General features: G+C 69.4%; 20 protein-coding genes. 18 read left to right on the top strand and 2 right to left on the bottom strand.

Translation table 11 applies throughout. The annotated features are described in order from the left end of the window. The first annotated feature begins 303 nt into the window (after positions 1 to 303). The 7 genes from merB (at position 304) to ACFWIW_RS29665 (ending at position 8,531) form a co-directional block, all read left to right on the top strand. Positions 304 to 879 carry an organomercurial lyase gene (merB, locus tag ACFWIW_RS29695; RefSeq protein ID WP_378371512.1) on the top strand — a complete coding sequence of 192 codons (576 nt, stop codon included), beginning with the start codon at positions 304 to 306 and terminating at the stop codon, positions 877 to 879. 117 nt (positions 880 to 996) lie between these two features. After that, complete coding sequence (aspS, locus tag ACFWIW_RS29690) at positions 997 to 2,769, top strand: aspartate--tRNA ligase (protein WP_378371511.1); 1,773 nt, start codon at positions 997 to 999, stop codon at positions 2,767 to 2,769. Continuing rightward, positions 2,769 to 3,710: a DUF389 domain-containing protein gene (locus ACFWIW_RS29685; RefSeq protein WP_378371510.1), complete on the top strand. Its 942-nt coding sequence runs from the start codon at positions 2,769 to 2,771 to the stop codon at positions 3,708 to 3,710. Before aspS ends, ACFWIW_RS29685 begins: the two co-directional genes overlap by 1 nt. Before the next feature lie 79 nt (positions 3,711 to 3,789). Next, positions 3,790 to 4,977: a phosphotransferase gene (locus ACFWIW_RS29680; RefSeq protein WP_378371509.1), complete on the top strand. Its 1,188-nt coding sequence runs from the start codon at positions 3,790 to 3,792 to the stop codon at positions 4,975 to 4,977. 75 nt (positions 4,978 to 5,052) lie between these two features. Then, positions 5,053 to 5,901 (top strand): SGNH/GDSL hydrolase family protein, encoded by an 849-nt coding sequence (locus ACFWIW_RS29675; RefSeq protein WP_378371508.1) that lies wholly within the window; start codon positions 5,053 to 5,055, stop codon positions 5,899 to 5,901. Between the two features lie 43 nt (positions 5,902 to 5,944). Then, positions 5,945 to 7,312, top strand: a complete 1,368-nt coding sequence (locus ACFWIW_RS29670; RefSeq protein ID WP_073847181.1) for a replication-associated recombination protein A — start codon at positions 5,945 to 5,947, stop codon at positions 7,310 to 7,312. Positions 7,313 to 7,463: 151 nt separating this feature from the next. Beyond that, a complete protein-coding gene (locus tag ACFWIW_RS29665; protein WP_378371507.1) occupies positions 7,464 to 8,531 on the top strand; it encodes a hypothetical protein in 1,068 nt (355 codons plus the stop codon). A gap of 307 nt (positions 8,532 to 8,838) precedes the next feature. Here the strand turns inward: ACFWIW_RS29665 and ACFWIW_RS29660 are convergent, their stop codons facing one another. Beyond that, the gene (locus ACFWIW_RS29660; RefSeq protein WP_378371506.1) at positions 8,839 to 10,092 is read right to left on the bottom strand and encodes a DUF222 domain-containing protein; all 1,254 of its coding nucleotides are present in this window, start codon (positions 10,090 to 10,092) and stop codon (positions 8,839 to 8,841) included. A 472-nt stretch (positions 10,093 to 10,564) separates the two neighbouring features. On the opposite strand from ACFWIW_RS29660, the gene ACFWIW_RS29655 reads away from it, so the two are divergent. The 11 genes from ACFWIW_RS29655 (at position 10,565) to ACFWIW_RS29605 (ending at position 21,380) form a co-directional block, all read left to right on the top strand. Next, complete coding sequence (locus ACFWIW_RS29655; protein ID WP_378371505.1) at positions 10,565 to 12,133, top strand: purple acid phosphatase family protein; 1,569 nt, start codon at positions 10,565 to 10,567, stop codon at positions 12,131 to 12,133. 68 nt (positions 12,134 to 12,201) lie between these two features. Beyond that, entirely contained in the window at positions 12,202 to 13,239 is a 1,038-nt protein-coding gene (locus ACFWIW_RS29650; protein ID WP_378371504.1) for a BMP family ABC transporter substrate-binding protein, read from the top strand. Then, entirely contained in the window at positions 13,220 to 14,737 is a 1,518-nt protein-coding gene (locus ACFWIW_RS29645; RefSeq protein ID WP_378371503.1) for an ABC transporter ATP-binding protein, read from the top strand. Before ACFWIW_RS29650 ends, ACFWIW_RS29645 begins: the two co-directional genes overlap by 20 nt. Then, entirely contained in the window at positions 14,734 to 15,738 is a 1,005-nt protein-coding gene (locus tag ACFWIW_RS29640; RefSeq protein WP_378371502.1) for an ABC transporter permease, read from the top strand. The genes ACFWIW_RS29645 and ACFWIW_RS29640 overlap by 4 nt, the downstream gene beginning before the upstream one ends. After that, positions 15,735 to 16,592, top strand: coding sequence for an ABC transporter permease (locus ACFWIW_RS29635; protein WP_378371501.1), 858 nt, complete (start codon positions 15,735 to 15,737; stop codon positions 16,590 to 16,592). Before ACFWIW_RS29640 ends, ACFWIW_RS29635 begins: the two co-directional genes overlap by 4 nt. After that, on the top strand, positions 16,589 to 17,317 hold the full coding sequence (locus tag ACFWIW_RS29630; protein ID WP_378371500.1) for a nucleoside phosphorylase: 729 nt from the start codon (positions 16,589 to 16,591) through the stop codon (positions 17,315 to 17,317). The genes ACFWIW_RS29635 and ACFWIW_RS29630 overlap by 4 nt, the downstream gene beginning before the upstream one ends. Further along, the gene (locus ACFWIW_RS29625; RefSeq protein ID WP_378371499.1) at positions 17,314 to 18,444 is read left to right on the top strand and encodes an acyl-CoA dehydrogenase family protein; all 1,131 of its coding nucleotides are present in this window, start codon (positions 17,314 to 17,316) and stop codon (positions 18,442 to 18,444) included. The genes ACFWIW_RS29630 and ACFWIW_RS29625 overlap by 4 nt, the downstream gene beginning before the upstream one ends. Continuing rightward, the gene (locus tag ACFWIW_RS29620; RefSeq protein WP_378371498.1) at positions 18,444 to 19,454 is read left to right on the top strand and encodes a methylthioribose-1-phosphate isomerase; all 1,011 of its coding nucleotides are present in this window, start codon (positions 18,444 to 18,446) and stop codon (positions 19,452 to 19,454) included. The genes ACFWIW_RS29625 and ACFWIW_RS29620 overlap by 1 nt, the downstream gene beginning before the upstream one ends. Then, positions 19,451 to 20,167 (top strand): acireductone synthase, encoded by a 717-nt coding sequence (mtnC, locus tag ACFWIW_RS29615; protein ID WP_378371497.1) that lies wholly within the window; start codon positions 19,451 to 19,453, stop codon positions 20,165 to 20,167. Before ACFWIW_RS29620 ends, mtnC begins: the two co-directional genes overlap by 4 nt. Continuing rightward, complete coding sequence (mtnB, locus tag ACFWIW_RS29610) at positions 20,164 to 20,805, top strand: methylthioribulose 1-phosphate dehydratase (RefSeq protein ID WP_378371496.1); 642 nt, start codon at positions 20,164 to 20,166, stop codon at positions 20,803 to 20,805. Before mtnC ends, mtnB begins: the two co-directional genes overlap by 4 nt. Continuing rightward, positions 20,802 to 21,380 carry an acireductone dioxygenase gene (locus ACFWIW_RS29605; RefSeq protein ID WP_378371495.1) on the top strand — a complete coding sequence of 193 codons (579 nt, stop codon included), beginning with the start codon at positions 20,802 to 20,804 and terminating at the stop codon, positions 21,378 to 21,380. The genes mtnB and ACFWIW_RS29605 overlap by 4 nt, the downstream gene beginning before the upstream one ends. A 79-nt stretch (positions 21,381 to 21,459) precedes the next feature. On the opposite strand, the gene ACFWIW_RS29600 is transcribed toward ACFWIW_RS29605, so the two are convergent. Beyond that, entirely contained in the window at positions 21,460 to 23,835 is a 2,376-nt protein-coding gene (locus ACFWIW_RS29600; RefSeq protein WP_378371494.1) for a chitinase C-terminal domain-containing protein, read from the bottom strand. Between the last annotated feature and the right edge of the window lie 208 nt (positions 23,836 to 24,043).

Below are 24,043 nucleotides of genomic sequence, written 5' to 3'. Positions count from 1 at the left end.
GGTCCGCCCCCCTGCCGCCACGCCCCTTCCCCAACCCCACTACCCCACCCAACACCTTCCCTAAAGTCCCATCCCCAACACAGCCGGAAGCACACAGCCGGTCCGGGGCGGCGTATGCCACTTTCGCCTCGTGCGGCCGAAAGTGTGTCCCCATTCCGCACCAACCGCGGGAACGGCGTCCCGTTGCCCGTCACGCACTGTGAATTTTCTTACCGCACAACGGATTCGGCCGTTCGGCGCAGTGGCTTGGCGGAAATCCTTTTCGTGCCTAATCTCAACGGGAGGAAGGCGAGGAGGTGCCTGTTGACCACCCGTACGGATCGCACCGCCGCTGTCCGCATCGCCTGGGCCGCGACCAAGCTGACCAGAGCGGGCAGACACCCCATCGCCATCGGAAGACTCGCCGCCACCGTCGGCATGGACCCGGCCGAAGCCCACCGGTTGATGGACCTGATGGGTTTCGTCATCCGCGACGGCCTGGTCGTGATGGACCGCGGCTCGCGCCCGGCCGGCCGGCCGGGCTCCGACCGGTACCGGGTCGACCTGTTCCTCCTGGCCGTCGCCACCGGCGAACCCGTGCACGCGGACGCCGTCTGCCCGGCGACCGGCGCACGCGTCCGTGTCCACTTCACCCGCGAGAGGGTTTTGAGCGTCGACCCGCCGCACGCCGTCGTCGCCGCGTCACGGCTGTCCGGGATCGACCTCGCCCTCGGCCAGGACTACGTCGAGGCGCTGGTCTGCACGGAGTTCTTCGCGTCGAAGGAGGCGGCCTCGGGCTGGCTGCTGGAGAACATCGACGGCCGGGTCCTGTCCGTGCCCGACTATCTGGCGCATACGCGGCGGATGGTCGCCGCGCTGGAGGCCTGGCCGACGAGCTGAGAACACCTGGTCGCGAGGCATCCGGGGCGATTCGTTAGCCTTTGACGTCGGCGCAGAGCAGTCGAACCGCAGCGCCGTCGAATCGCAGAATCGTGATGCCGAAGGAGAGCACCCGCAGTGCTTCGCACCCACAAAGCCGGCACCTTGCGTGCCGAGCACGCCGGTCAGACGGTCACCCTCACCGGATGGGTGGCTCGGCGGCGCGATCACGGCGGCGTCATCTTCATCGATCTGCGCGACGCCAGCGGCGTGAGCCAGGTCGTCTTCCGCGAGGGCGAGATGGCCGAGCGCGCCCACCAGCTGCGCTCCGAGTACTGCGTCCGCATCGTCGGCGAGGTCTCGAAACGGCCCGAAGGCAACGCCAACGCCGAGATCCCCACCGGTGAGATCGAGGTGCTGGCCACCGAGCTCGAGGTGCTGTCCGAGGCCGCCGTGCTGCCGTTCCCGATCGACGACCGGGTCGACGTCGGCGAGGAGGTGCGCCTCAAGCACCGCTACCTCGACCTGCGCCGCAGCGGCCCCGCGGCCGCGATGCGCCTGCGCAGCGAGGTCAACCGCGCCGCCCGCGAGGTGCTGCACGCCCAGGAGTTCGTCGAGGTCGAGACCCCGACCATGACCCGCTCCACCCCCGAGGGCGCCCGTGACTTCGTGGTCCCGGCCCGGCTCAAGCCCGGCTCCTGGTACGCGCTCCCGCAGTCGCCGCAGCTGTTCAAGCAGTTGCTCATGGTCGGCGGCCTCGAGCGGTACTACCAGATCGCGCGCTGCTACCGGGACGAGGACTTCCGCGCCGACCGGCAGCCGGAGTTCACCCAGCTCGACATCGAGATGAGCTTCGTCGAGCAGGACGACGTCATCGCGCTCGGCGAGGACATCGTCACCGCGCTGTGGAAGCTCATCGGCGCCGAGATCCCCCGGCCGTTCCGGCGCATCACCTACGCCGAGGCGATGGAGAAGTACGGTTCGGACAAGCCGGACCTGCGCTTCGACCTCGAACTCACCGACATGACGGCGTTCTTCGCCGACACCCCGTTCCGTGTGTTCCAGGCGCCGTACGTCGGCGCCGTCGTGATGGCGGGCGGGGCCGACCAGCCGCGCCGCACCCTCGACGCCTGGCAGGACTTCGCCAAGCAGCGCGGGCACCGCGGGCTCGCGTACATCCTGGTCAACGAGGACGGCACGCTCGGCGGGCCGGTCGCGAAGAACCTGTCGGAGAAGGAGCGCGAGACGGTCGCCGAAGCCGTCGGCGCCAAGCCCGGCGACTGTGTCTTCTTCGCCGCGGGCAAGCCCGCCGACGCGCGTGCCCTGCTGGGCGCCACCCGGCTCGAGATCGGCAGCCGTCTCGGCCTGATCGGCGAGAACGCCTGGTCGTTCGTCTGGGTCGTCGACTTCCCGATGTTCATCTCGGCCGAGGAGTCCGACGACGTCGCCGTCGGCGGCGGCAAGTGGAAGGCGCTGCACCACGCCTTCACCTCGCCGACCCCGGAGTGGATCGGCAAACTCGCCGACGACCCCGGCAACGCGCTGGCCTACGCCTACGACATCGTCTGCAACGGCAACGAGATCGGCGGCGGCTCGATCCGTATCCACCAGCAGGAGCTGCAGAAGCAGGTCTTCGAGCTGATGGGCCTGTCCGAGGAGGAAGCGCAGGAGAAGTTCGGCTTCCTGCTCGACGCCTTCGCCTTCGGCCCGCCGCCGCACGGCGGGATCGCGTTCGGCTGGGACCGGATCGTCATGCTGCTGGCCAAGGCCGAGTCGCTGCGTGACGTGATCGCGTTCCCGAAGACCGGTGGCGGGTACGACCCGCTGACCGCCGCTCCCGCGCCGATCACCGCGGAGCAGCGCAAGGAAGCGGGCATCGACGCCAAGCCCGCGCCGCCCGTCAAGAACTGATGCTCCACCTCAGGGCCGTGTGCCCGCCGGACCGGACCGGCGAAGCGGTCCGGATCCTGCGGGCACACGCCGGGACCGCGCACCTCGTCGTGCATCGCGGGGTGGCGGTCGCGCCCGAGGGCGACCTGATCGAAGCGGACATCGCCCGCGAGGCGACCGACGAGATCATCGAGTCGCTGTGCGGACTCGATCTCGACCACACCGGCGGCATCACGCTGGAGGCGCTGGACACCGCGGTGTCCGACGCCGCGGACAAGGCCGAGGAAACCGCGCCGGGCGAAGGCGCGGACGCGGTGGTGTGGCAGGAACTCGTCGGCCGTTCCGGCGAGGAGTCCCGGCTCACCTGGACATTTCAGGCATTCCTGACCATCGCGTGCCTGCTGGCGTCGGTCGGTGTCATCACGAACTCGGCCGTCACCATCGTCGGCGCCATGGTCGTGGGGCCGGAATTCGGCCCGCTGGCGGCCATCGCCGTCGGGTTGGTGCTCCGGCGGGGAGATCTCGTGAAGCAGGGTGCCGTCGCGCTGCTCGGCGGCTTCCCGATCGCCATGGCGATCACCCTCGGTGTCGTGCTGGTCGGCAACGCCACCGGCGTGCTCGAAGTCAGCAAGCTCGCCGACAACCACGAGGTGGATTTCGTTTACCAGGTGGGAATCGCGTCGCTGATCGTCGCGCTCCTCGCCGGCGCCGCGGGCATGCTTTCCATGACGTCGGCCAAATCCGCCGCGCTCGTCGGGGTGTTCATCTCGGTGACGACGGTGCCCGCGGCCGGTTACGCGGTGGTCGCGGCGGTTGCCGGTCAGTGGGAACGATGCCTTTATTCGGCAGGCCAGCTGCTGGTCAATCTCATCGGAATCGTTGCAGCTGCGGCCATTGTGCTGACATTGCGCCGTCGTGGGCAACGATCGAGGGTGACGGAACGTCCGCTTTCACGCGGATGATCCCCGGATCGCGCCAGTGCGCGCGATTGCCCGGATCTCAGTGGTCATGGTTGCTCAGTCACGAGTAGGGTCGGTGGCAATGACAGTCGATACCTCCTCTGCCGACGATTCGACCGTCGGAGCTGGAGCCGAAACCCTCGCCGTGGCGGCCGCGGTCGCCGCCGGCGAGTCGGTCCTTTCGCGCCGATTCGGCAGCGCGATCACCCTCGTCGCCCCCGAGGACCTCGCCGGCAGCGGCCCGGCCACGGTCGTGCGGGCGCGGGTGGCGTCGTCGCCGTTCGCGCTGCCGCGCACCCTGGTCATCAAGCACTACCCCGATCCACCCGAACCGGGACGGCCCGATCCGTTCGCGCAGGAGGCGGTCAGCTACCAGCTGTTCACCGCGCTCGCCCCGGAGGACCGGATGTGCCCGGAACTGCTGGCGCACGACGGCCGGGACCGGGTCCTGGTGATCGAGGACCTCGGCGGTGTCCCGACGTTGCACGACAAGCTGCACGCCCGTGACGCGCGCGGCGCCGAACGAGCGTTGCTGTCCTGGGCCAGGTCGCTGGGCAGGCTGCACGCGAGCACGGCGAGCCGCGAGCCAGATTTCAACGCGCTGCTGCGCCGTCTGGGCGGCCCGGTCAAGAACGAGGACGCGCCGCTGCCCGCGGTCTGCGCGCAACTGCCGGGACTGCTGGAGGAACTGCTCGACGTCGAGACGCCGGAACCGGTGCAACAGCGGGTCATGGAGGTCGCCGAGCGGGCGGGCGCGCCGTCGTACCGCGCGTTCAGCCCCGTCGATCTCAGTCCGGACAACAACCTCGTGACCAGCGGCGGAGTGCGGTTCCTCGATTTCGAACGCGGCCGCGTGCGCAGCACCCTGATGGATGTGGCGTACCTGCGGCTCCCGTTCGCGTCGAGCGCGGACGCGCTGGCCCTGCCGCCGGGGATGAGCGAGGCGATGATCGCGGCCTGGCGGTCCGAGGTCGTCTCGGTCTGGCCGGGGCTCGCGGACGAGGACGCGCTGGCCGAGCACCTGATGGACGGCCAGCTGCTCCTGCTGTGGGTCCTCACCTGGGAGATCCTCCCGGAGCTGGAGCTGGACCGGCACGCCACGCCGATCAGCCGGGAGGCCGCGCTGGTCACCTGGTGGCGTGAGCTGGCCAAACATTCGCTGCGCGCCCGACTGACGCATATCTCCGAGCACGCCACCAGGGTCGCCGCGGCCCTCGGCGCCCGGCTCGGTCCGCACGCCGATCTCGCGTTCTATCCCGCGTTCCGGTAACCGCCGCACGGACTTTTCGCTCGACCGTCCTCGCCGCGTTACCCAGGCATCACCACGGGTGAGCCTGCGTGGCCGATGGTGGCTACCGTGACCGTGATCAGTGTCGAAGTCACTCCGAGTCCCGAACCCCTCATTCCTCCCGCGCCCTCCGCCCCGCGGTCCGCTCGCAGACTGGTCGTGCTCGGCGATTCCACGGCCGTGGGCCTCGGCGACCCGCTGCCGGACCGGGGCGGCTGGCGCGGGGTCGGCCCGCTCGTCGCCGACGCGCTCGGCGTCGAGCCGGACGGCTATCTGAACCCGTCGTTCACCGGAGCGCGCATGGGCTGCGTGCTGACCAAGCAGCTTCCGGAGGCCGTGGCACACCGGCCGGACGTCGCGCTGGTGGTGGCGGGCATGAACGACACGCTGCGCCCCGATTTCAGCGCCGAGAAGATCGCCGCGGACCTCACCGAGGTGATCCGTTCGCTGGCCGCCGTCGGCACCGTCGTGGTCCCGGTGCGCTACCACGACCACGGGAAGGTGTTCCGCCTCCCGCGGTCGCTGCGGCGCGCGTTGAGCCAGCGGGTGGCCGAGCTGAACGCCGCCATCGACGAGGTCGTCGAACGCGAGGGCGTGCCGTGTCTCGACCTCGAACTGCTGCCCGGCGCCTACGACCTCACCGCGTGGAGCGTCGACCGGCTGCACCCGTCGGAACTCGGGCACCGCATGCTGGCGACCGGGTTCACCGAACGGCTCGCCGAGGCCGGATTCGCGGTGCCGCGGCCGGTGAGCCTGACCTGCTCGGGAGGCGTGGAGCCGAGTACCGCCGGGCACGTCGGCTGGCTGGTGCTCAAGGGCATCCCGTGGGTGTGGCGGCGGGGCCGCGAGTTCGTGCCGTACGCGGCCGTGATCATGTGGCATTCGTTCCGGGAGCGGCTGCGCTGACCTGTGGCCGGAACCGTCGGTGGGTACGGCTACCGTCGACACCGTGGCACAGGACGAACTCTTCACCGTGAACCCCGACCTCGGCCCGCCGCCGGAGCCGGCCGAGCCGAGGGAGGTCGCCGTCCCGGCAGGGTCGCCGCTGGCGGTACGGATGCGGCCGCGGTCGCTCGACGAGGTCGTCGGCCAGCAGCACCTGCTGCGTGAGGGCGCGCCGCTGCGGCGGCTCGTCGAAGGCGCGGCCCCCGCTTCCGTGCTGCTGTACGGCCCTCCGGGGACCGGCAAGACCACGCTGGCGAACCTCGTCTCGGCCGCGACCGGCCGCCGGTTCGTGGCGATGTCGGCGCTGTCGGCCGGGGTGAAGGAGGTGCGCGGGGTCATCGAAGAAGCCCGCCGCCGCCGGAACTACAACGCCGAGAACACGGTGCTGTTCATCGACGAGGTCCACCGGTTCTCCAAGACCCAGCAGGACGCCCTGCTCGGCGCGGTGGAGGACCGGACGGTGCTGCTCGTGGCCGCCACCACGGAGAACCCGTCGTTCTCGGTGGTCTCGCCGCTGCTCTCGCGGTCGCTGGTGCTGCAGCTGCGGCCGCTGACCGACGCCGACATCGTCGCGCTGATCGAGCGCGCGCTGGCCGATGAACGCGGCCTCGGCGGCGAACTCACCCTGACCGAAGACGCGCGGGACCATCTGGTGCGGCTGGCCTCCGGTGACGCGCGGCGAGCACTCACCGCGCTGGAAGCCGCCGCCGACGCGGCGAGCGCGACCGAGGCCAAGACGATCGACCTCGCCATCGTCGAGTCCACAGTGGACAAGGCGGCGGTGCGCTACGACCGCGACGGCGACCAGCACTACGACGTCATCAGCGCGTTCATCAAATCGATCCGGGGCTCGGACGTGGACGCCGCGTTGCACTATCTGGCGCGGATGATCGAGGCGGGGGAGGACCCGCGGTTCCTGGCCCGGCGCCTGGTGGTGCACGCGAGCGAAGACATCGGCATGGCCGACCCGACGGCGTTGCAGTCGGCCGTCGCGGCGGCGCACGCCGTGCAGTTCATCGGGATGCCGGAAGGCCGTCTCGCGCTGGCGCAGGCGACCGTGCACTTGGCGACGGCGCCGAAGTCGAACGCCGTCATCACCGGGATCGACGCCGCGCTGAGCGATGTCCGGTCCGGGCGGATCGGGACGGTGCCGCCGCATCTGCGCGACGGCCACTACGCGGGCGCGGAGAAACTCGGCAACGCGAAGGGCTACCGGTATCCGCACAACGTGCCGGAAGGTGTTCTGGCACAACAGTATCCGCCGGACGAGCTGGTGGGACGGGACTATTACGAGCCGACGCAGCGCGGGGCGGAGCGCACGTTGCACGAGCGCGTGCCGAAGCTGCGGCGGACCATCCGCGGGGAGCGTTAGTTCGCATTCGGGGCAAGGTCGCGGTGATCGGTAACGATCGTCGATCACGGGGCTATATCCCTGGTGGCTGGGGGATGCCGGGTTGTCACGCTGGGTGGGGTCCCCCGTGCTCGACCACGACGGCGAGCAGAACGGCACCGACAACCTACCTATGGCATATTCCAGAGTTCGTGTTCTCCTGGCCGCTTCCGTCGCGGCTTTCGCCGTGGTGGCCGGGGCTCCCGCTGTGGCGACCGCCGCTCCGGCTTCGGTCGTGACGCAGACACCGGACGAGGTGCGCACCAACGCCGCCGCGGTCGTCGGGCTCGCGGTCACCCCGGAGCTGTTGCGGGCAACCGAACGGGACTTCGTCCACGAGATCCACCGGGCCGCGAAGCAGCGTGGCGAGATCGCGCAGGAGGTCCAGTTCGCCGCGCTCGACGCCTACAACGGCGGGTGGACTTCGTTGTTCCTCAAGACCGGGATCTACGAGGCGCACCAGCGGGATCTGGACCGGGAAACGCTCTACCAGGCCCGGCGCGCGGAGCGGCAGCCCGCCGCCGCGCTGCTCGGTTTCGAGCTGATCTCGATCCTGCTGGCCAAGGACGACGGGAACTTCGTCTTCGCGTTGTGGGAGCGGGCCGCCAAGGGCTCGTTCGTGAAGGCGGGCGCGGCTGTCGCTTCCCGCGCGACACCGGCTGAGCAGAAGGACTTCATCGTCCGCGGCATCTTCGTCGAGCATCAGCGTGACGTGGACGCGGCGAAGGAAGCTGCCGAGAAGGAAGCCGCGGAAAAGAAGCTTCGCGACGCGCGGGTGAAGGCGGCCGCCGTCGTCGGTATGGATCCGGCGCTGGCCGCGCAGCTGCCGGACGAGTACTTCGTGGAGCACATCTGGACCCGTGATCAGGCACCTCGGGATTCCGAGGTCTGGTACCAGGCCTTCCACAGCCGGACGCCCGGGCAGTGGCGGGCTTTCATCGACACCGGCATCTTCGAGGCCGCGGCCAAGGACAAGGTGGACGGCATCAAGGTTCGTGCCGCCGCCGTCGTCGGTATCGACGCCGGATACGCCAGGTACCTTCAGGAGGGGCCGTTGGTCCGCGAGATCTGGACCAGGGCGAGGTCCGGTAGCCAGGTCCAGGCTGCCGCCTATCGCGCCTTGCGGAGCGAATCCCCCGCGCAGTGGCGGGTCTTCCTGGAGACGGAGATCTTCGTCGCCGAGGCGGCGGACAGGTCTTGAGTGGTGTGCTCGTCAGCTGAGCCGAAGGGGGCTTTCGCTGCGTCTGATGCGGCTTCGCCCTACACCCGCGGAATCGGCGAGTCGAGTGCGCATGGGAGCGCCCGATCACGAAGTTACCTTTGCCTTATCCCTGAATAGGTCGTGATCGGTCCGGTCGGGCGGTCCGTGGAAGGGCTCGGAGATCCACGCGGGCGGGGCTTGATCGGCGGAGGGTTGGGGATGTTGGGTGTCCCGGATTTTCCGTTGATCAAGGTTGTGGGCATGGTGAGGAGCCCGTCGCCTGGGTGGCTGGCGGGCTCCTCGGTGGTCAGACGTGATGCAGGGTGTTGCGGCGGGGTTGTCGCAGCGGGTCCCGGTACTGCGGTGGGATGAACTCTGGTAGCCCGTCGGCGGCCATCCGTACTTCCCAGTCGCCGTGGTGAATCAGGCGGTGATGGAAGCCGCACAGCAGCACGAGGTTCCGGAGGTCTGTGGGTCCGCCGTCTGCCCAGTGCTCAATATGATGAGCGTGGCAGTTCTTGGGTTTCCGATGGCAGCCTGGGAAGGCGCAGCCCCTGTCGCGGATGTTCAACGCGCGTCTCTGCCCGGGTGTGACGAATCGTCGCAGGCGCCCCATATCCAGGGGCTCACCCGAGGCGCTCATCACGACCGGCAACATCAGGCAGTCGCAGGCCGCGAGCCGCGCTTCCCGGGCGGTCATGGTGCCGACGAAGTCGAGGCACGCGGTGCCGAGGCCGGACTTGAGTTCGTCGAGTCCGATGGTGACGTTCACCAAGGTCCGGTAGCCGCTGGTGCCGGGCTGGTCCGGACAGGCAATGGCCAGGTCGAGCAGGTCGGCCCAGGCGTCTCCCATGCGTTCGCATTTCATCCGCAGGTCCGCCTGCCCGAATTCGTCCAGCGGCCGCGGCTGGGCGTGCGCCTCCAGCGCGGCCGCCGTCCGGGCCCCGGTCTCGTCGTCGAGCAGGCCGGTGAGTTTCCAGAAGCCGTCTTTGCGACGCTCCAGAGTGATCTCGCGGCGTGGTTCCTTGGGTTCGGGGTCTTTGGGTTCGTTGCCGTCGGGGTCGAGCCAGCCCAGCAGGTTCGCTTCGGCCTTGGTGAGCTGTGCGGGTCCGGCGTTCGGCGCGAGGTCGGCCAGGATCTTCTCCGCCTTCGCCCGATCCTCAGCAGACGTGTCGGCGGGGAGCCGTTTCAGGATCTCCAGGATTTGATCGATCCGTTCGTTCCCGATCAGTCCTTCGGCGGCGACGGCGGCGGTGGCGGGCGCGACGGGCGGAACCTCCGTGCCGTCCAGAGCCCGGGTGGGGTTCAGCGCGATGGCCCGTTTCACGATCGCACCGGCCTCGCCGCGCGACAAGCCCGCCACATCCGCGAGCCAGCTGGCCGTACTGCCGTGGCCGTACAAGTCTTTGACGCCCCGAGACTCGATCTCCGCCAAGAATCGCCCCAACGCGGCGGTGGCCACCCGGATCACCTGCAACGACTGCTGCACACCATGGGCAAGCTCCAGCTTGCCGGCATGCCACAGCTCCTGCGGCAACTCGGGAAGGAAGGTCTCGGACACGACTCCATAATAGCACCGTTCTTCGAACATGTGTTCGTAATTTTAAGCGACCAGCGAAACGCACGAACAACACTGAAGAGTGATGACGCCGCACATGGCGACCACGCAAAAGAGAACGCGCCGCAGTTAGTCGGCTAAACGCGTTCAGCTGCGAAGCGTCAGGTGCCCGGCCGGGACTCGGCTGCCGGCGCGACTGCGACCACGACACCCACCCACGCGAAGAAAGCGAGCCGCATTTAGTCGACTAAATGCGGCTCGCGCACGAAGCGAGTAAAACGTGCCGCAGTTAGCCGACTAAATGCGGAACAAAGCCTCGTGAGTGGTAAGGACGGTTAGAACCGTCCTTACCACTCACGAGGCCGAAAGGGTAAAGACCGCTTGAGAACTCCTTGATCCCACCCTGGAAAGCTAGACCACTTCCGTTGGTCTCACCGTCGCGAGCCGAACATGTCCGTCGGCGAGTATGCCGCGCATGGAAATCCCCAGGGTCGGTGTTCCCGACGCGCTGGCCTCGCGTCTCACGATGGCCGAACAGCACGAATTCCTCAGCCGCCGCACGATTCTGAAGGGCGCCGTCCTCGCGGCCGGGCCGCTTCTCTTGCAGGGCACCGCGTACGCCGATGGTGACAAGGTCGTCCCGGCGGGGCGGCATCTCGCGTTCGGCCGGAATCCGCGGACGTCGATGCGGGTCGCGTGGCAGGTGCCGGCGCCGGTGCGGAAGCCGTTCCTGCGCATCGCCGACGCCCACGGCGGCTGGAGTCATCGCATCCCGGCCGAGGTCCGCGCGCTGCATTCCGAGGTCGCCGGGGTCATCGCGCCGTACGACCAGTACTACCTGCACGCCGAGGCCGACCATCTCTGGCCCGGCCACACCTACCGGTACGCCGTCGGGCACGAGGGTTTCGACCCGGCTTCGGGGGACGGCGGTCCCGCCGCGATCTCGACGTTCACGACCGCGCCCGCACGGGGGATTCCGGCGGGCAAGTTCACCTTCACCGCGTTCGGTGACCAGGGTGTTTCGACGACGGCGCTCGCGCAGGACGGTGCCGTCGCGCGCCAGAACCCGCGCTTCCACCTGCTGGCGGGCGACATCGCGTACGCCGATCCGAGCGGCGCGGGCAAGCCGCCCGGGTCCAAGCCCGACGCCGACCACGATCTCTTCGACCCCAAGGTCTGGGACGCCTACTACCGGCAGATCGAGGGCGTCGCCGCGTCCGTGCCGTGGATGGTCACCACCGGCAACCACGACATGGAGGCCCTCTACTCGCCCGACGGCTACGGCGGCCAGGTCAAACGCTGGGACTTCCCCGGCACCGGCCCGCACGACTGCCCCAGCGTGTACTCCTTCATCTACGGCAACGTCGGGGTGATCTCGCTCGACGCCAACGACGTCTCCTACGAGATCCCCGCCAACCTCGGCTACTCGCACGGCTCCCAGACGGCCTGGCTCAAGCGGCGCCTGCGGTATCTGCGGTCGCAGCCGGACGTCGACTTCATCGTGGTGTTCTTCCATCATTGCGCCTACTCGACGACCAACCAGCACGCGTCCGAGGGTGGCGTCCGCGAGCAGTGGGTCCCGTTGTTCGACGAGTACCGGGTCGACCTCGTGATCAACGGGCACAACCACATCTACGAGCGCACCGACGCCCTGCGTGGCGGGCGGGTGACCCGTGAGGTGAAGATCGGCGACACCGTCGAGCCGGACCGCGACGGCACCGTGTACGCGACCTGCGGTGGCGGCGGGAAGAGTCTCTACAGCTTCCCCGTGCCCGACACGTTCGCGGGGGAGTTCCAGTCGTATCACAGGGTCAAGGGTGGCGAGAAGGTGACCGAAACCGTCTCGTGGTCCCGCGTGCGCTACACCGGCTACTCGTTCCTCGCGATCGACGTCGAACCCGCCTGGCCCGGCCGCCGGACGACGCTGACCGTGCGCACCCTGCGCAACGACGGCGCCGAGATCGACCGGTTCACGCTGAGCCGCACCGCCGGTCTCCACCGGCCGGGGCACGCGGCCCTCGGCGCCGACCCTGGTGACGTATAACGACCTACACGGTCCCGCATGGTGGGAATCGGTGCCATATCGTGGACCGGAGACATACAGTCCGGGACATGTCGCCGAGAACCCTCCTGCGGGCCGTCATGGCCGTTTCCGCCGTCACGCTCCTCGCCGCGTGCAACGCCTCGGCCAAGGATCCGGCCGCGCAGAACGCCGCCGGTCCCGCGCTGGTCCTGATCACGCCGAGCCCGGTCGGCGTCAACGACTTCCTCAAGCTCGCCGTCCAGGGCATCGAGGACTCGGCCAAGAAGCACAACGGGACGCAAAAGGTGTACCAGAGCACCGATCCGGCGTCGATCCAGCAGAATCTCGCCGCCGCGGTGCGGGAGAAGCCCGCCGTGATCGTCGCCGTCGGCTTCAACTTCGCCGACGCGATCGCGGCCGAGGCCGAGCGCAACCCCGGGCAGAAGTTCCTGTTCGTGGACTCCTGCACCACCAAACCGTTCCCGAACGTGACCTGCGCGGTGTTCCGCGAGCACGAAGGCAGCTACCTCGCCGGTGCCGAAGCCGGGCTGCTGAGCAAGAGCGGCAAGGTCGGCGCGGTCGTCGTCCTCGACGCGCCCCAGTTCCGCCGGTACTCGATCCCGTTCGGGCAGGGCGCCGAGAAGGCCAAGCCCGGCACCACACTCGCCCCGCTGTTCATCGGCGGCGCGAACCCGTTCAACGACCCGGCCCGCGCGAAGGCGCTGGCCACCACACTCGCCGGTCAGGGCGTCGACCACGTCATGGGCGCGGCCTCCGCGGCGGGCAACCTGGGCGTGTTCGAGGCGGCCAAGCAGGGCGGCTTCTTCGCGTTCGGCGTCGACGCCAACCAGTGCCCGGCCAGCCCGGGACAGGTCGTGGACAACGTCATCAAGCGCACCAACGTCGTCGTCGGCGACGGGGTCGACGCGATCCTCGGCGGCAAGACCGGCGAGACGAAGTCCTACGGTGTCAAGGAGAAGGGCATCTCCCTGACCGGGCTGGAGCCCGACGCCGCGGCGTCGCAGTGCGTCGTCGCGAGCCACCCCGACGTGCTGGCCAAGGTCGGCGAGCTGCGGGACCAGATCATCTCGGGCGCGATCGTCGTCGATGACCCGGCCAAGTCCTGACGCCGTCTCGCTCCGGGGGATCGTCAAGCGGTTCCCCGGAGTGCTCGCGAACGACCACGTCGACCTCGATGTCGGCACGGGCGAGATCCACGCCCTGATGGGGGAGAACGGCGCGGGCAAATCGACGCTCATGTCCGTGCTCTACGGCCTGCACCGGCCCGACGAGGGCACGATCTCCTTGCACGGCGAGGAAGTCTCCTTCGGCTCGCCCGCGCAGGCCATCGGCGCCGGTGTCGGCATGGTGCAGCAGGGGTTCGCGTTGTTCGGCGAACTCACCGTCACCGAGAACGTCGTCTTCGGCAGCGAGCCGACCCGTCGCGGCCTGCTGGATCGCAAGGCGGCCACGGCCAGCGTCACCGAGCTGATCGAACGTCACGAACTGAGGCTGCGGCCCGGCGACCGGGTCCGTGACCTGCCGGTCGGGCTCCGGCAGCGCGTCGAGATCCTGAAACTGCTGTACCGAGACGCCGGCGTGCTGATCCTCGACGAACCCACCGCTGTGCTGACCCCGCCCGAGACCGAGCGGCTGTTCGGCGTGTTGCGCGCCCTCGCCGCCGAGGACCGCACGATCCTCTTGGTATCGCACAAACTCCAGGAGGTCCTCGCCGTCAGCGACCACGTCACGGTGCTGCGAGACGGCCGCGTCAGCGCGCGCGGGCGCACCGCGGACCAGACGGCCGCCGGGCTCGCCGCGGCGATGACCGGGCGCGAGGTCGACCTCGATCGCGTCCACCCGGCCGGAACCCCCGGCGACACCGTCCTCGAAGCCCGTTCCCTGACCGTTCCCGGTGTGGAAGGAAAGCCGTTGCTGGACAACGTTTCCCTGACCGTGCGCGCCGGGGAGATCGTCGGCGTCGCCGGGGTCGCGGGCAACGGGCAGGCCGAGCTTTCCGGCGCCATCACCGGCCTGCTGAAGACCGGCGGCACCATCGTCCTCAATGGACAGATCCTTGACGGATTGCCGGTGCGGGCCAGGAGGGACGCCGGGCTCGCCCACGTCCCGGAAGACCGCGCGGAGGTCGGTTCGGCGCCCACGGCGGGGCTCCGGGAGAACCTGGCCGTCGGCTTCCACCGCAAGCGGCCGTTGGCGCGCAAGGGATTCCTGCGTCGCAAGGCGATCGACGACCATGCCTCGGCGATCATCGAGGACTACGACGTCCGCGCGTCCGGCCCCGCCGCCGCGATGGGCACGCTGTCCGGCGGCAACCAGCAGAAGGCGATCTTCGGCCGCGAACTCACCCACGACGCGCCGTTCCTGCTGGTCGAACAGCCCACCCGCGGCGTCGACGTCGGCGCGATCGAGAACATCCACGCGAGGCTCGTCGCCCATCGCGACGCCGGGCACGCCGTCCTGCTGATCTCCGCCGAGCTCAGCGAGATCCTCGCGTTGTCGGACCGGGTGCTGGTGCTGTTCGAAGGCCGGATCGTCGCGGAGTTCACCAAGGACGAGGCCGATCGGCACACGGTCGGGCTCGCGATGGCCGGAGGTGCCGGATGAGCCGCGTCCGCCTCATCGCCGTCCCGGTCGCCGCGGCACTCGTCCTCGGCGCGATCCTGTTGCTGGCCACCGGAACCGACCCGCTGGCGGCTTATGGCGCGATCGTCTCCGGCGCGTTCGGCCCCGACGGCATCGGCGACACGCTCGCGTACGCCGTCCCCGTCGCGGGGATGGCCACGGCACTCGCGATCCCGCTGCGCGCGGGCATGGTGAACCTCGGCGGTGAGGGCCAGCTGGTGCTCGGCGCGATCAGCGCGCTCGCCGTCGGCCTGTACGTGCCCGGACCCGGACCGGTGAAGGTGATCCTCGCGCTGCTCGCGGGGGTCGTCGCCGGAGCCGCGTACGCCGCGCTGGCCGCGGTCTGCGAGAACCGGCTCGGTGTCCCGTTGCTGATCAGCACGCTGCTGCTGAGCTATCCGGCGATGTCGCTCGCCGGGTATCTGGTGCGGTTCCCGTTGAAGGACGCCGGTTCCAGCCTGCCGCAGAGCCCGCAGCTGGCCGAAGGCGCGCGGTTGCCCGAAATCGACGGCGTGACGACCGGGATCTTCCTGGTGGTGGCGGTGATCGCGGTCTACGCGGTGATCGACGCCCGCACCCCGGCCGGTTTCGAGACGAAGGTGACCGGCTGGGCGCCGCGGTTCGCCGCCTACGCCGGGATCGACCGGCCGAAACTCACGTTGCGGCTGCTGGCCGCCTCGGGCGGGACGGCCGGGCTGGTCGGCGCGATCGCCGTCCTCGGTTTCCCGTACCGGTTCATCGACGGTGCGCTGATCACCCCGCAGTACACCTGGATCGGCCTGCTCGCGTCGCTGCTCGCCGGGGCCAGCCCGCTCGGGACGCTGCTCGCGGCGGTCTTCTTCGCGGCGCTGACCAGCGGCGGATTCGCGATGGAACGCGCCACCCAGGTCCCGCGCGAACTCACCGCGGTCCTGCAAGCGGTGCTGATCATCTTCCTGGCGGCGACCTCGGGCGTCTTCAAGCGGAAGGCGAGGCGGGCATGATCGACGCGAGCCTGTTCTCCTCGTCGCTCACCGCGCTGACGCCGATCCTGTTCGCCGCGCTCGCGGGCGCGTTGTGCCAGCGGGCCGGGGTCTTCAACATCTCGCTCGAAGGGTCGTTGCTGGTCGGCTGTTTCGGCGCGGTCGCGGGCAGCTGGTACACCGGCAGCGCGTGGATCGGCGTCGTCGTGGCGGTGATCGCGGCGACGGCGTACTCGCTGATCCTGGCGATCGGCTCGATCACCTTCGACGGCGACCCGATCGTGCTGGGTGTCGCGAGCAACCTGCTCGCGGTCGGCCTGACGAGCTTCCTCATCCGCACGGTTTTCGGCACCGAAGGCTCCTTCAGCGACCCGTCGTTGCAAGGGCTCGGCCAGTTCGGCCCGATTCCGGGGCAGTCGCTGCTGGTCTACCTGTCCTGGCTGGCGGTGCCCGCGCTTGCCGTGCTGCTGTACCGGCACCCATGGGGCCTGCGGCTGCGCGGAGTCGGGGAGCGTCCGGAAGCCGCGTCCAGCCTCGGCGTCAACGTAGTCAAATACCGCTACGGGGTGATCCTGGCCGGGGGAGCGCTGTGCGGTCTCGGCGGCGCGCAGCTGGCGCTGGGCTCGGTGACGCTCTTCGCCGAGAACATGACCGCCGGTCGCGGCTGGATCGCCGTCGTCGCGGTGATGCTGGGGCGTGCGCATCCGCTCGGCGTGCTGCTCGCGGCGCTGCTGTTCGGCCTCGCCGAGGCGTTCGGCTTCCGGCTGCAAGGCATCGGGTTGCCGCAGCAGGCCACCGACGCCGCCCCCTATGTCGTCACGCTCGTGGCGCTGTTCCTGTCCAACCTCAAGCGCAAGAAGGGACAGCCCGCGTGAGCGACGTCCTGCCCATCACCAAGATCCCCCGGCACGGACTGCCGCCGCGAGCCCTCGTCGTGGGCGATCCAGACCGGGCGACCGCCGTGGCCGGATCGCTGGAGAACGCCGTCCTCGTCGGGCAGAACCGCGAGTACCGCAGCTACACCGGCGCCTGGAAGGGCGTCCCGGTCGTCGTGTCCTCACACGGCGTCGGCGGGCCCGGTGCGCTGTGCCAGTTCGGCGAGCTCGCAGAGGCGGGCGTCCGCACGTTCCTCCGGCTCGGCACCGCCGGTTCGCTGGCCGAGGGGATCACCGACGGCGACCTCGTCATCGCCGAGGCGGCGGTCCGCGACGACGGCGTCACCCAGCAGCTCATCCATCCGGAGTACCCGGCGTTCGCCACCCCGGAGATCGTCGTGGCGCTGAGCCGGGTGGCACCGGAGGCGCATCGGGGCGTGGTGTGGACGCGGGCCGCGTTCAGCCCGCTGGTGCTCACCCTCCCGATGAGCGAGTACCTGGCCGCGCGGGTGATCGCCATTGAGATGGAACTCTCCACGTTGCTGGTGTTCGCGGCATTGCGCGGCCTGCGGGCCGGTGGTGTGCTCGTGATCGACGGCGACGCGCGGCCCGAACACCCCGACCCGTCGGCCTACGACCCGCACCGCGACGTCGTGGCCGAGGGGGTGGCGAGGGCTACTCGTGTCGCCCTCGACGCTCTCATCGACGTGGAAGGGGCGGAATGACCGAAGTGTGGCGTAAGGCGGCTCACGAGCTGGCGAACACCCTGACGGCGGACGCGGCCGAGCGGGACCTCGCCGGACGTCTCCCGGTGCACGAGGTCGGCTTGCTGCGCGAGTCCGGTCTGCTGCCTTTGCTCGGCACCGCCGGCTGGGCGGCCGCGAACGAGGCCACCCGGATCGTCTCCGCCGCGGACGCGTCGGTCGGCCATCTGCTCGGCTATCACTACCTGCAGCTGTGGCGCACCGGCCTGTTCGGGCCGCGCGCGGCGAGCGAACCGGGCTGGTTCTGGGCGGGCGTGAGCAACCCGCTCGACGCCGCCCTCCTCCTGACCCCGGTCGGCGGAGGGTTCACCGTCGAGGGCACCAAGACCTTCGCGACCGGCGCGGCCGTCGCCGACCGTCTGGTGGTCAGCGCGACCAGGACCGACAACGGCGAGAAGCTGACCTTCGTCGTCGACGCGCGGGCCGACGGGATCACCTTCCCCGGTGACTGGGACAACATCGGTCAGCGGCTCACCGCCAGCGGCGCGGTGCGGTTCGAGGCCGTCCGGATCGCTCGTGACGACGTGCTCGGTGTCCAGCCGGAGGACCAGTCCGATCCGAAGGTGCCCCGTATCTCCCTGGCGGCGATCGGGTTCCAGCTCATGCTGGCGCAGGTGTACGTCGGTCTCGCGTTCGGCGCGCTCGACGCGGCGGCCGTCTACACGCGGGAGACCGCGCGACCCTGGACACTGTCCGATGTGGACAAAGCGACGCAGGATCCGTACACCCTGGCGGGCTACGGTGAGCTCGTCGCGACGGCGCGAGCGGCCGGATTCGCCGTCGACGCCGCGGTTTCCGCGCTCGGCGAGGCCGACGAACGCGGCTTCGACCTGACCCCGGCCGAGCGCGCCGAAGCGGCCATCGCGATCTCGTCGGCCAAGATCGTGGCGAGCCGGGCCGCGGTCGAGACCACAAGCAAGGTCTTCGAGTTCACCGGCGCGCGGGCCACCGCGACGAAGTACGGCTTCGACCGTTTCTGGCGCAACGCCCGCACGCTGACCCTGCACGACCCCGTGACGTACAAGGCACGCGAGGTCGGCGACCACTTCCTCAACGGGATCCCGCCGTGCTTTTCGGGGTACAGCTGATGACGCTGCCGATCCTCGCCGAAAGTGTCCGCCTCGACGACGAAGGTGTGCACATCCTCGACCGCCGGGTCTTCCCGTTCGAGCGGGAATGGGTGCTCTGCCGGACCTCGGAAGAGGTCGCGGTGGCCATCGAGGACATGGTCACGCAGTCGTCCGGGCCGTATTTCGCCGCGCTGGGCGCGATGGTGCTCGCCGCCCGTGAGGCGTCCGGGCTCGCCGACCCTCGGGCGTATCTGGAACGGGTGGGCGAGCGGATCGTCGCGACCCGCAAGACCAACAACCATCTGCGCAAGGCCGTCGCCGCCGTACTGTCCGAAGTGGACAAGGCGGCGGGCGATCTCGTCGAGGCCGCGACGGCCGGGGCACGAGCGGGTGACGAGCTGTACCGGTCGCGCAGCCGTGCGCTCGGCGAACACACCGCCGCGCTGGTGCCGGACAAGGCGACCGTGCTGACGCATTGCTGGGCGGATCTGTACCTCGTCGAATTCGTGCTGGCCGCGCGACGGCAGAACAAGGAGTTCTCCTTCTTCTGCACGGAAACCCGGCCGTACCTGCAGGGCGCGCGGCTGACCGCCGAGACGCTCGCCGAGATGGGCGCGGACACCCGGTTGATCACCGACGGCATGGGGGCCGCGGTGCTGGCGTCGGGCGAGGTCGGCGCGCTGGTGACCGCCGCCGACCGTGTCACCATGGACGGTCACGTCGTCAACAAGATCGGCACCCTGGGGCTCGCGGTGGCGGCGGAGGCGTTCGGCGTGCCGTTCCACGCCATGGTCCAGGCGCCCGACCAGGCCGCGCCGACCGGCGCCGACGTGCCGATCGAATACCGCGACGGCGACGAGGTGCTGAGCGCGCTCGGCCACCGCGTCGCCGGCGAGCGCGCCCGTGGGCACTATCCGGCTTTCGACGTCACACCACCGCGTTTCGTGACCACGGTGGTGACCGACCGCGGCGCCTTCGAACCCGGACGGCTCCGCGAGTACTACGCAGAAGGGGAAGCGAACCAGTGACCGCAACGCTGACCGCCCGATGGGTGGTCCTCGACATCGAGGGCACGCTGACCGCCACCAGCTACGTGCACGTGACCCTCTACGACTACGCGCGCCCGCGGCTGGGCCCGTGGATCGACGAGCACCCGGAAGATCCCGAGGTCGTCGCCGCCGTCGCCGAGATCAAGGAACTCGGCGGGCTGACGGCGGAGGCGTCCACAGTGGACGTCGTGCGGGTGCTGCACGGCTGGATGGACGCGGACCGGAAGATCGCACCGCTGAAGACGTTGCAGGGGCTCATCTGGCAGCGCGGCTACGCCGAGGGCGACCTCACGACGGAGTTCTTCGGCGACGTCGCCCCGGCCCTGCGGTCGTGGCACGAGGCCGGGTTGCGGCTCGCGGTGTTCTCGTCCGGTTCGGTCGCGGGGCAGATCGCGTCGTTCTCGCGGACCACCGACGGCGACGTCACCGGCCTGTTCGAAAAGCATTTCGACACCGTCAACGCCGGGCCGAAACGCGAGGCGCCGTCCTACCGCGCGATCGCCTCCGCGCTGGAAGCCGAACCGGGTGACATCGTGTTCTTCTCCGACGTCCCGGCCGAACTCGACGGCGCCGCCGCCGACGGCTGGCAGACCGTCGGCCTCGCCCGCGAGGGTGAACCGTTCGGCGACGCCGATTTCGGGACACACCGGACCATCCGGACGTTCGACGAGGTGAAGGTCGTCCCTCAGTGACGACGCCGAGTGTCCTGGAACTCGCCGGACGCGCGCTGGCCGAGGAGTCCGCCCGGTTCGCCGGGCTGGGCTGGATGCGGGGCACGTCGGGCAACCTCTCGGTGGTGCTGGGGCGCGACCCGCTGCGGGTCGCCGTCACCGTCAGCGGCCGGGACAAAGGCGAGCTGACCAGCGACGACGTCGTGGTGGTCGGAGAGGACGGGCTCGCCGTCGCCGATCAGCCGCATCCGGACAAGGTGCCGTCGGCCGAGGCGGGCCTGCACGCCCGGATCGCGGCGGTGTCGGGCGCGGGCGCGGTGATCCACGTGCACGCGCTCGCGCCGGTGGTGGCCGCCGAGCACTGGCCGGACGGCGTCGAACTGCGCGACCTGGAGATGCTCAAGGGTTTCGGCCGCGCCGCGCACGACGACGTGGTGACCATCCCGGTGATCGCCAACGGCCAGGACATGTGGGTCCTCGGTGACGCGTTCGAGGCGGGGTTCCGGGCGGACACGCCGGCGGTGATCGTCGCGCGGCACGGGATCTACGTCTGGGGAGATGACCTGCGCCACGCGCGTCATCGCCTGGAATGTTTGGAGTGGTTGCTCCGGTTCCGGGTAGAGACAAGACTCGTGGGAGAGGAAAGGGGAGTGCGATGACCCTGCTGACCGTATGGCCGGACGACCGGCCCGGCGAGATCGCGCTCAGGACCGAGGATCCGGCCGTGATCACCGGGGAACTGGGGCGGCTCGGTGTCCGCTTCGAACGGTGGGACCTCGTCGGTGACCTGCCGCGTGAAGTGACGCCCGAGCAGGTGCTGGCCGCCTACGAGGAGCCGATCGCCAAGGTCTCGGCGGCCGAGGGCTACACGTTCGTGGACGCCGTCCGCATGACCCCGTCCGACGAGCCCGGCTGGGCGGCCGCGGCCGCCGAAGCCAGGCAGAAGTTCCTCGCCGAGCACACCCACGACGACGACGAAGACCGCTTCTTCGCGCGCGGGTCCGGCGTGTTCTACCTGCACGTCGGGGGCAAGGTGTACGCGGTGCTGTGCGAGGCGGGGGATCTGCTGAGCGTGCCCGCGAACACCACGCACTGGTTCGACATGGGGACGCGGCCGGACTACGTCTCCATCCGGTTCTTCCACGACGACGGCGGATGGGTCGGCAACTTCACCGGCGCGACGCTGGCGGCGGACTTCCCGGGCTTCGACGAGCTGACCGCCGGACGTTACTGAACGCTTCCGGCTCGTGAGTGGCAAGGACGGTTAGAACCGTCCTTGCCACTCACGAGCTTTCGCGCGCTGCCGGGGTCGGTCAGGCGGGTGCCCAGAGGGCGGGCACGTTCGGCGGCTCCCAGCCGGACAGCGACCGGTGGCCCTGACGGCACACGTACGCCGTGCCGTTGTAGGTCACCCTGGCGCCGGTGGCGTAGTCGACACCGGGCTTCCAGGCATCGGACGGCACCGAGGTGGTCGTCGTCGGCGTGGTGGTGGTCGTCCGGGTCGTGGTCGTCGGGCTGGTCGTGGTCGTGGTGCCCGTCGTCGGTGTGGTCGTGGTCGTCGGCGGGGAACCGCCGCCACGCGGGTTGTCCGACGCGATCGCGTACGTCGTCCCGCCGAAGGTGAACGTGAAGTTCGACGGCGACGCGATCGGCATGTAGTAGTTCAGCCGGATCTCGATCGTGGCGCCCGGGGCGATGGTCTGCCAGCTGGGCACGGTCACCGCGACATGCTGGAAGTCTCCCTTCATCCCGCCGACGTTGGGCCCGCTGTGGCCCTTGCTCGTGACCGTCAGTCCGAAGCCGGACTGGTCGGACATGCTGCCTGGCGCGCTCGTGCCGTAGTCGAACTCGATCTTCGTCCCACCGGGGATGGTGGTGGTCGAATTGTTGGTGATGCGCATCCGCGGGGTGATCGGATAGTTCGCGTCGCCCAGCGCGAAACCGGTCAGGTTGACGTGCGCGTTCAGCACCGACGTAGGCGCGGGACGAGGCGACTTGGCGTTGCCGTACGGGGCGGCGCCGCGCAGGCCGTCGTTGATCTTGGTGATCAGCGTGTCGCCCATGAAGTACTGGCCCTTGGCGCTGTCGAAGGCGTAATCGCCCGCCAGCTCCCAGATCATGATGCCGCCGATGCCCTTGTCGGCCACGTACTTGGCCTTCGTGGCGAGCGACTCTTCGTCCTCAGTGGACAGGAACACCTTCTTGTCGTTGTTCCACAGCCACGGCGTCACCATCGTGTTGTCGTAGAACCTGTTGTAGGAGCCGGAGAGCCGGTCCTTCGGGTTGTTCTTCGGGTCCAGCCCGTACTTCTCCAGGTAGTCCGGGGTGATCTCGTTCTCGAGGTTCTTCGCGTGCCACATGGGGTTCGCACCCGCCGGTACCTCGGCGCCCGTCAGGCTCATGTCGTGCCAGAGGTTGTCGATGCCGATCGCGCCGTTGCCGCACGGCACGGTCGAGCCGACGTGGGATCCGGTTCCCGGTGGACACTGTTTCTGGTCCGGCAGTGGAGCGGTGCCCCACAAACCGTTCGTCCCTCCGGACACGCCTTGCCAGCCGCGGGTGTAGAACCCGACGCCGATGTTGATCCGGCCGGCCTGCATGGCGCCGCGGAAGTAGTGATACGCCCAGTCGGTGTTGAGGTAACCCTGCCCGTCGTACTGCGGTGTCGTGTACACCTGCCAATGCGCGAGTTCCGCGTCCTTGCCGTTGTCGTAGAGCGCGGCGTTCGGCCCGGCGAACTGGTTCCACGCGCCGTGCAGGTCGTAGCTCATCATGTTGGCGTAGTCGAGATACTGCGTGACGCCGTAGACCTCCTGGCCGCGCAGCAGCCAGCCGGACGCGGGGACGGCCGCGGTCAGCAGGTAGTGCTTGCCGTCGGCGGCGCCCGCCTGGTCGATCTTGTGGCGCAACGTGCGCATCAGGTTCTCGTAGCCCGCCCAGAGGGTGCCCCGGTTGGCCTGCGCGATCCAGTAGTCGTCCGGGTTGCCGGCGTAGTTCGCCGACGTCGCGTACTCGTAGTCGATGTCCGCGCCGTTGAATCCGTAGTCGCGCAGGAACTTCACGACCGAATCCGCGAAGGTGTCGATGCTCGCCTGGCTCTGCGTCATCTTGTAGAACCCGCCCGACGCGTTGCGCGTGCCGTCCGGATTGAGGAAACCGCCGGTCTCGGCCCAGCCGCCGATCGAAATCAGCGACTTCACGTTCGGGTACTGTTTCTTGTACTTGTTCAGCAGATTGAAATGTCCCTTGTAGGGCAACGAGGGATCCATCTCGGCGCCGGGCACGCCCGGCCATTCCATGCCGATGGACTCGTTGTTCGGGCCCGGGGCGCCGACCGACACCTTGTTCTGCGCGTCGACATGCGCGAACGCGTAGTTGAGATGGGTGACCTTGGTCCACGGGATGTTGCTCGCCAGATACGCGGGCGCGCCGTTCTTTCCGGTGCGCCAGCTGGTGAAGTAGCCGATCACCCGCCGGGAATGCCCTTCTCCCAGGGATTCCCGGCCGTTCGTGTCGTAGACGGTGCAGTAGGGGGTGTCGACGCCGGGTGTCCGGTACAGCCCGTCGGGACGGCAGTCCTCGTGACCTGCCGCGCTCGACGTGGACGGGGTGATGACGACGATCATGAGTCCGGCCAGCGTGATGAGCGACGCCAGCAGGGGGAGTAGTTTCCTGGTTCTCCTTGGCACGCCGAACCTCCGACAGTGGAAGATGGCCCTCGGTCACAGCAGCTTGAGCCGCTGACCTGGCGCGCGTCAATAGGTGTAGACCAATTTCCATCCTGTGCCGTACGGCGGAGCGTACCTGTGGCTCGTCAGGTCCGGTCTTCGTCGAGGAGCGGGCGCCGGTCCGGTGCCGGTGCGTAAGTCAGGCCGCGCAACAAGGTTCGTGGATGGC

Source organism: Amycolatopsis sp. NPDC058340 (genome assembly GCF_042723975.1).
Lineage (GTDB): Bacteria > Actinomycetota > Actinomycetes > Mycobacteriales > Pseudonocardiaceae > Amycolatopsis.
Note: the sequence above shows the minus strand (reverse complement) of the source record. Positions and strands in the feature narration are given on the sequence as shown.

Coding starts and splice junctions, on each gene's coding strand:
- ACFWIW_RS29685 (WP_378371510.1), top strand. CDS start 2,769: ATGCTCCACCTCAGGGCCGTGTGCCCGCCGGACCGGACCGGCGAAGCG.
- ACFWIW_RS29680 (WP_378371509.1), top strand. CDS start 3,790: ATGACAGTCGATACCTCCTCTGCCGACGATTCGACCGTCGGAGCTGGA.
- ACFWIW_RS29675 (WP_378371508.1), top strand. CDS start 5,053: ATGGTGGCTACCGTGACCGTGATCAGTGTCGAAGTCACTCCGAGTCCC.
- ACFWIW_RS29665 (WP_378371507.1), top strand. CDS start 7,464: ATGGCATATTCCAGAGTTCGTGTTCTCCTGGCCGCTTCCGTCGCGGCT.
- ACFWIW_RS29655 (WP_378371505.1), top strand. CDS start 10,565: ATGGAAATCCCCAGGGTCGGTGTTCCCGACGCGCTGGCCTCGCGTCTC.
- ACFWIW_RS29650 (WP_378371504.1), top strand. CDS start 12,202: ATGTCGCCGAGAACCCTCCTGCGGGCCGTCATGGCCGTTTCCGCCGTC.
- ACFWIW_RS29645 (WP_378371503.1), top strand. CDS start 13,220: ATGACCCGGCCAAGTCCTGACGCCGTCTCGCTCCGGGGGATCGTCAAG.
- ACFWIW_RS29640 (WP_378371502.1), top strand. CDS start 14,734: ATGAGCCGCGTCCGCCTCATCGCCGTCCCGGTCGCCGCGGCACTCGTC.
- ACFWIW_RS29635 (WP_378371501.1), top strand. CDS start 15,735: ATGATCGACGCGAGCCTGTTCTCCTCGTCGCTCACCGCGCTGACGCCG.
- ACFWIW_RS29625 (WP_378371499.1), top strand. CDS start 17,314: ATGACCGAAGTGTGGCGTAAGGCGGCTCACGAGCTGGCGAACACCCTG.
- ACFWIW_RS29620 (WP_378371498.1), top strand. CDS start 18,444: ATGACGCTGCCGATCCTCGCCGAAAGTGTCCGCCTCGACGACGAAGGT.
- ACFWIW_RS29605 (WP_378371495.1), top strand. CDS start 20,802: ATGACCCTGCTGACCGTATGGCCGGACGACCGGCCCGGCGAGATCGCG.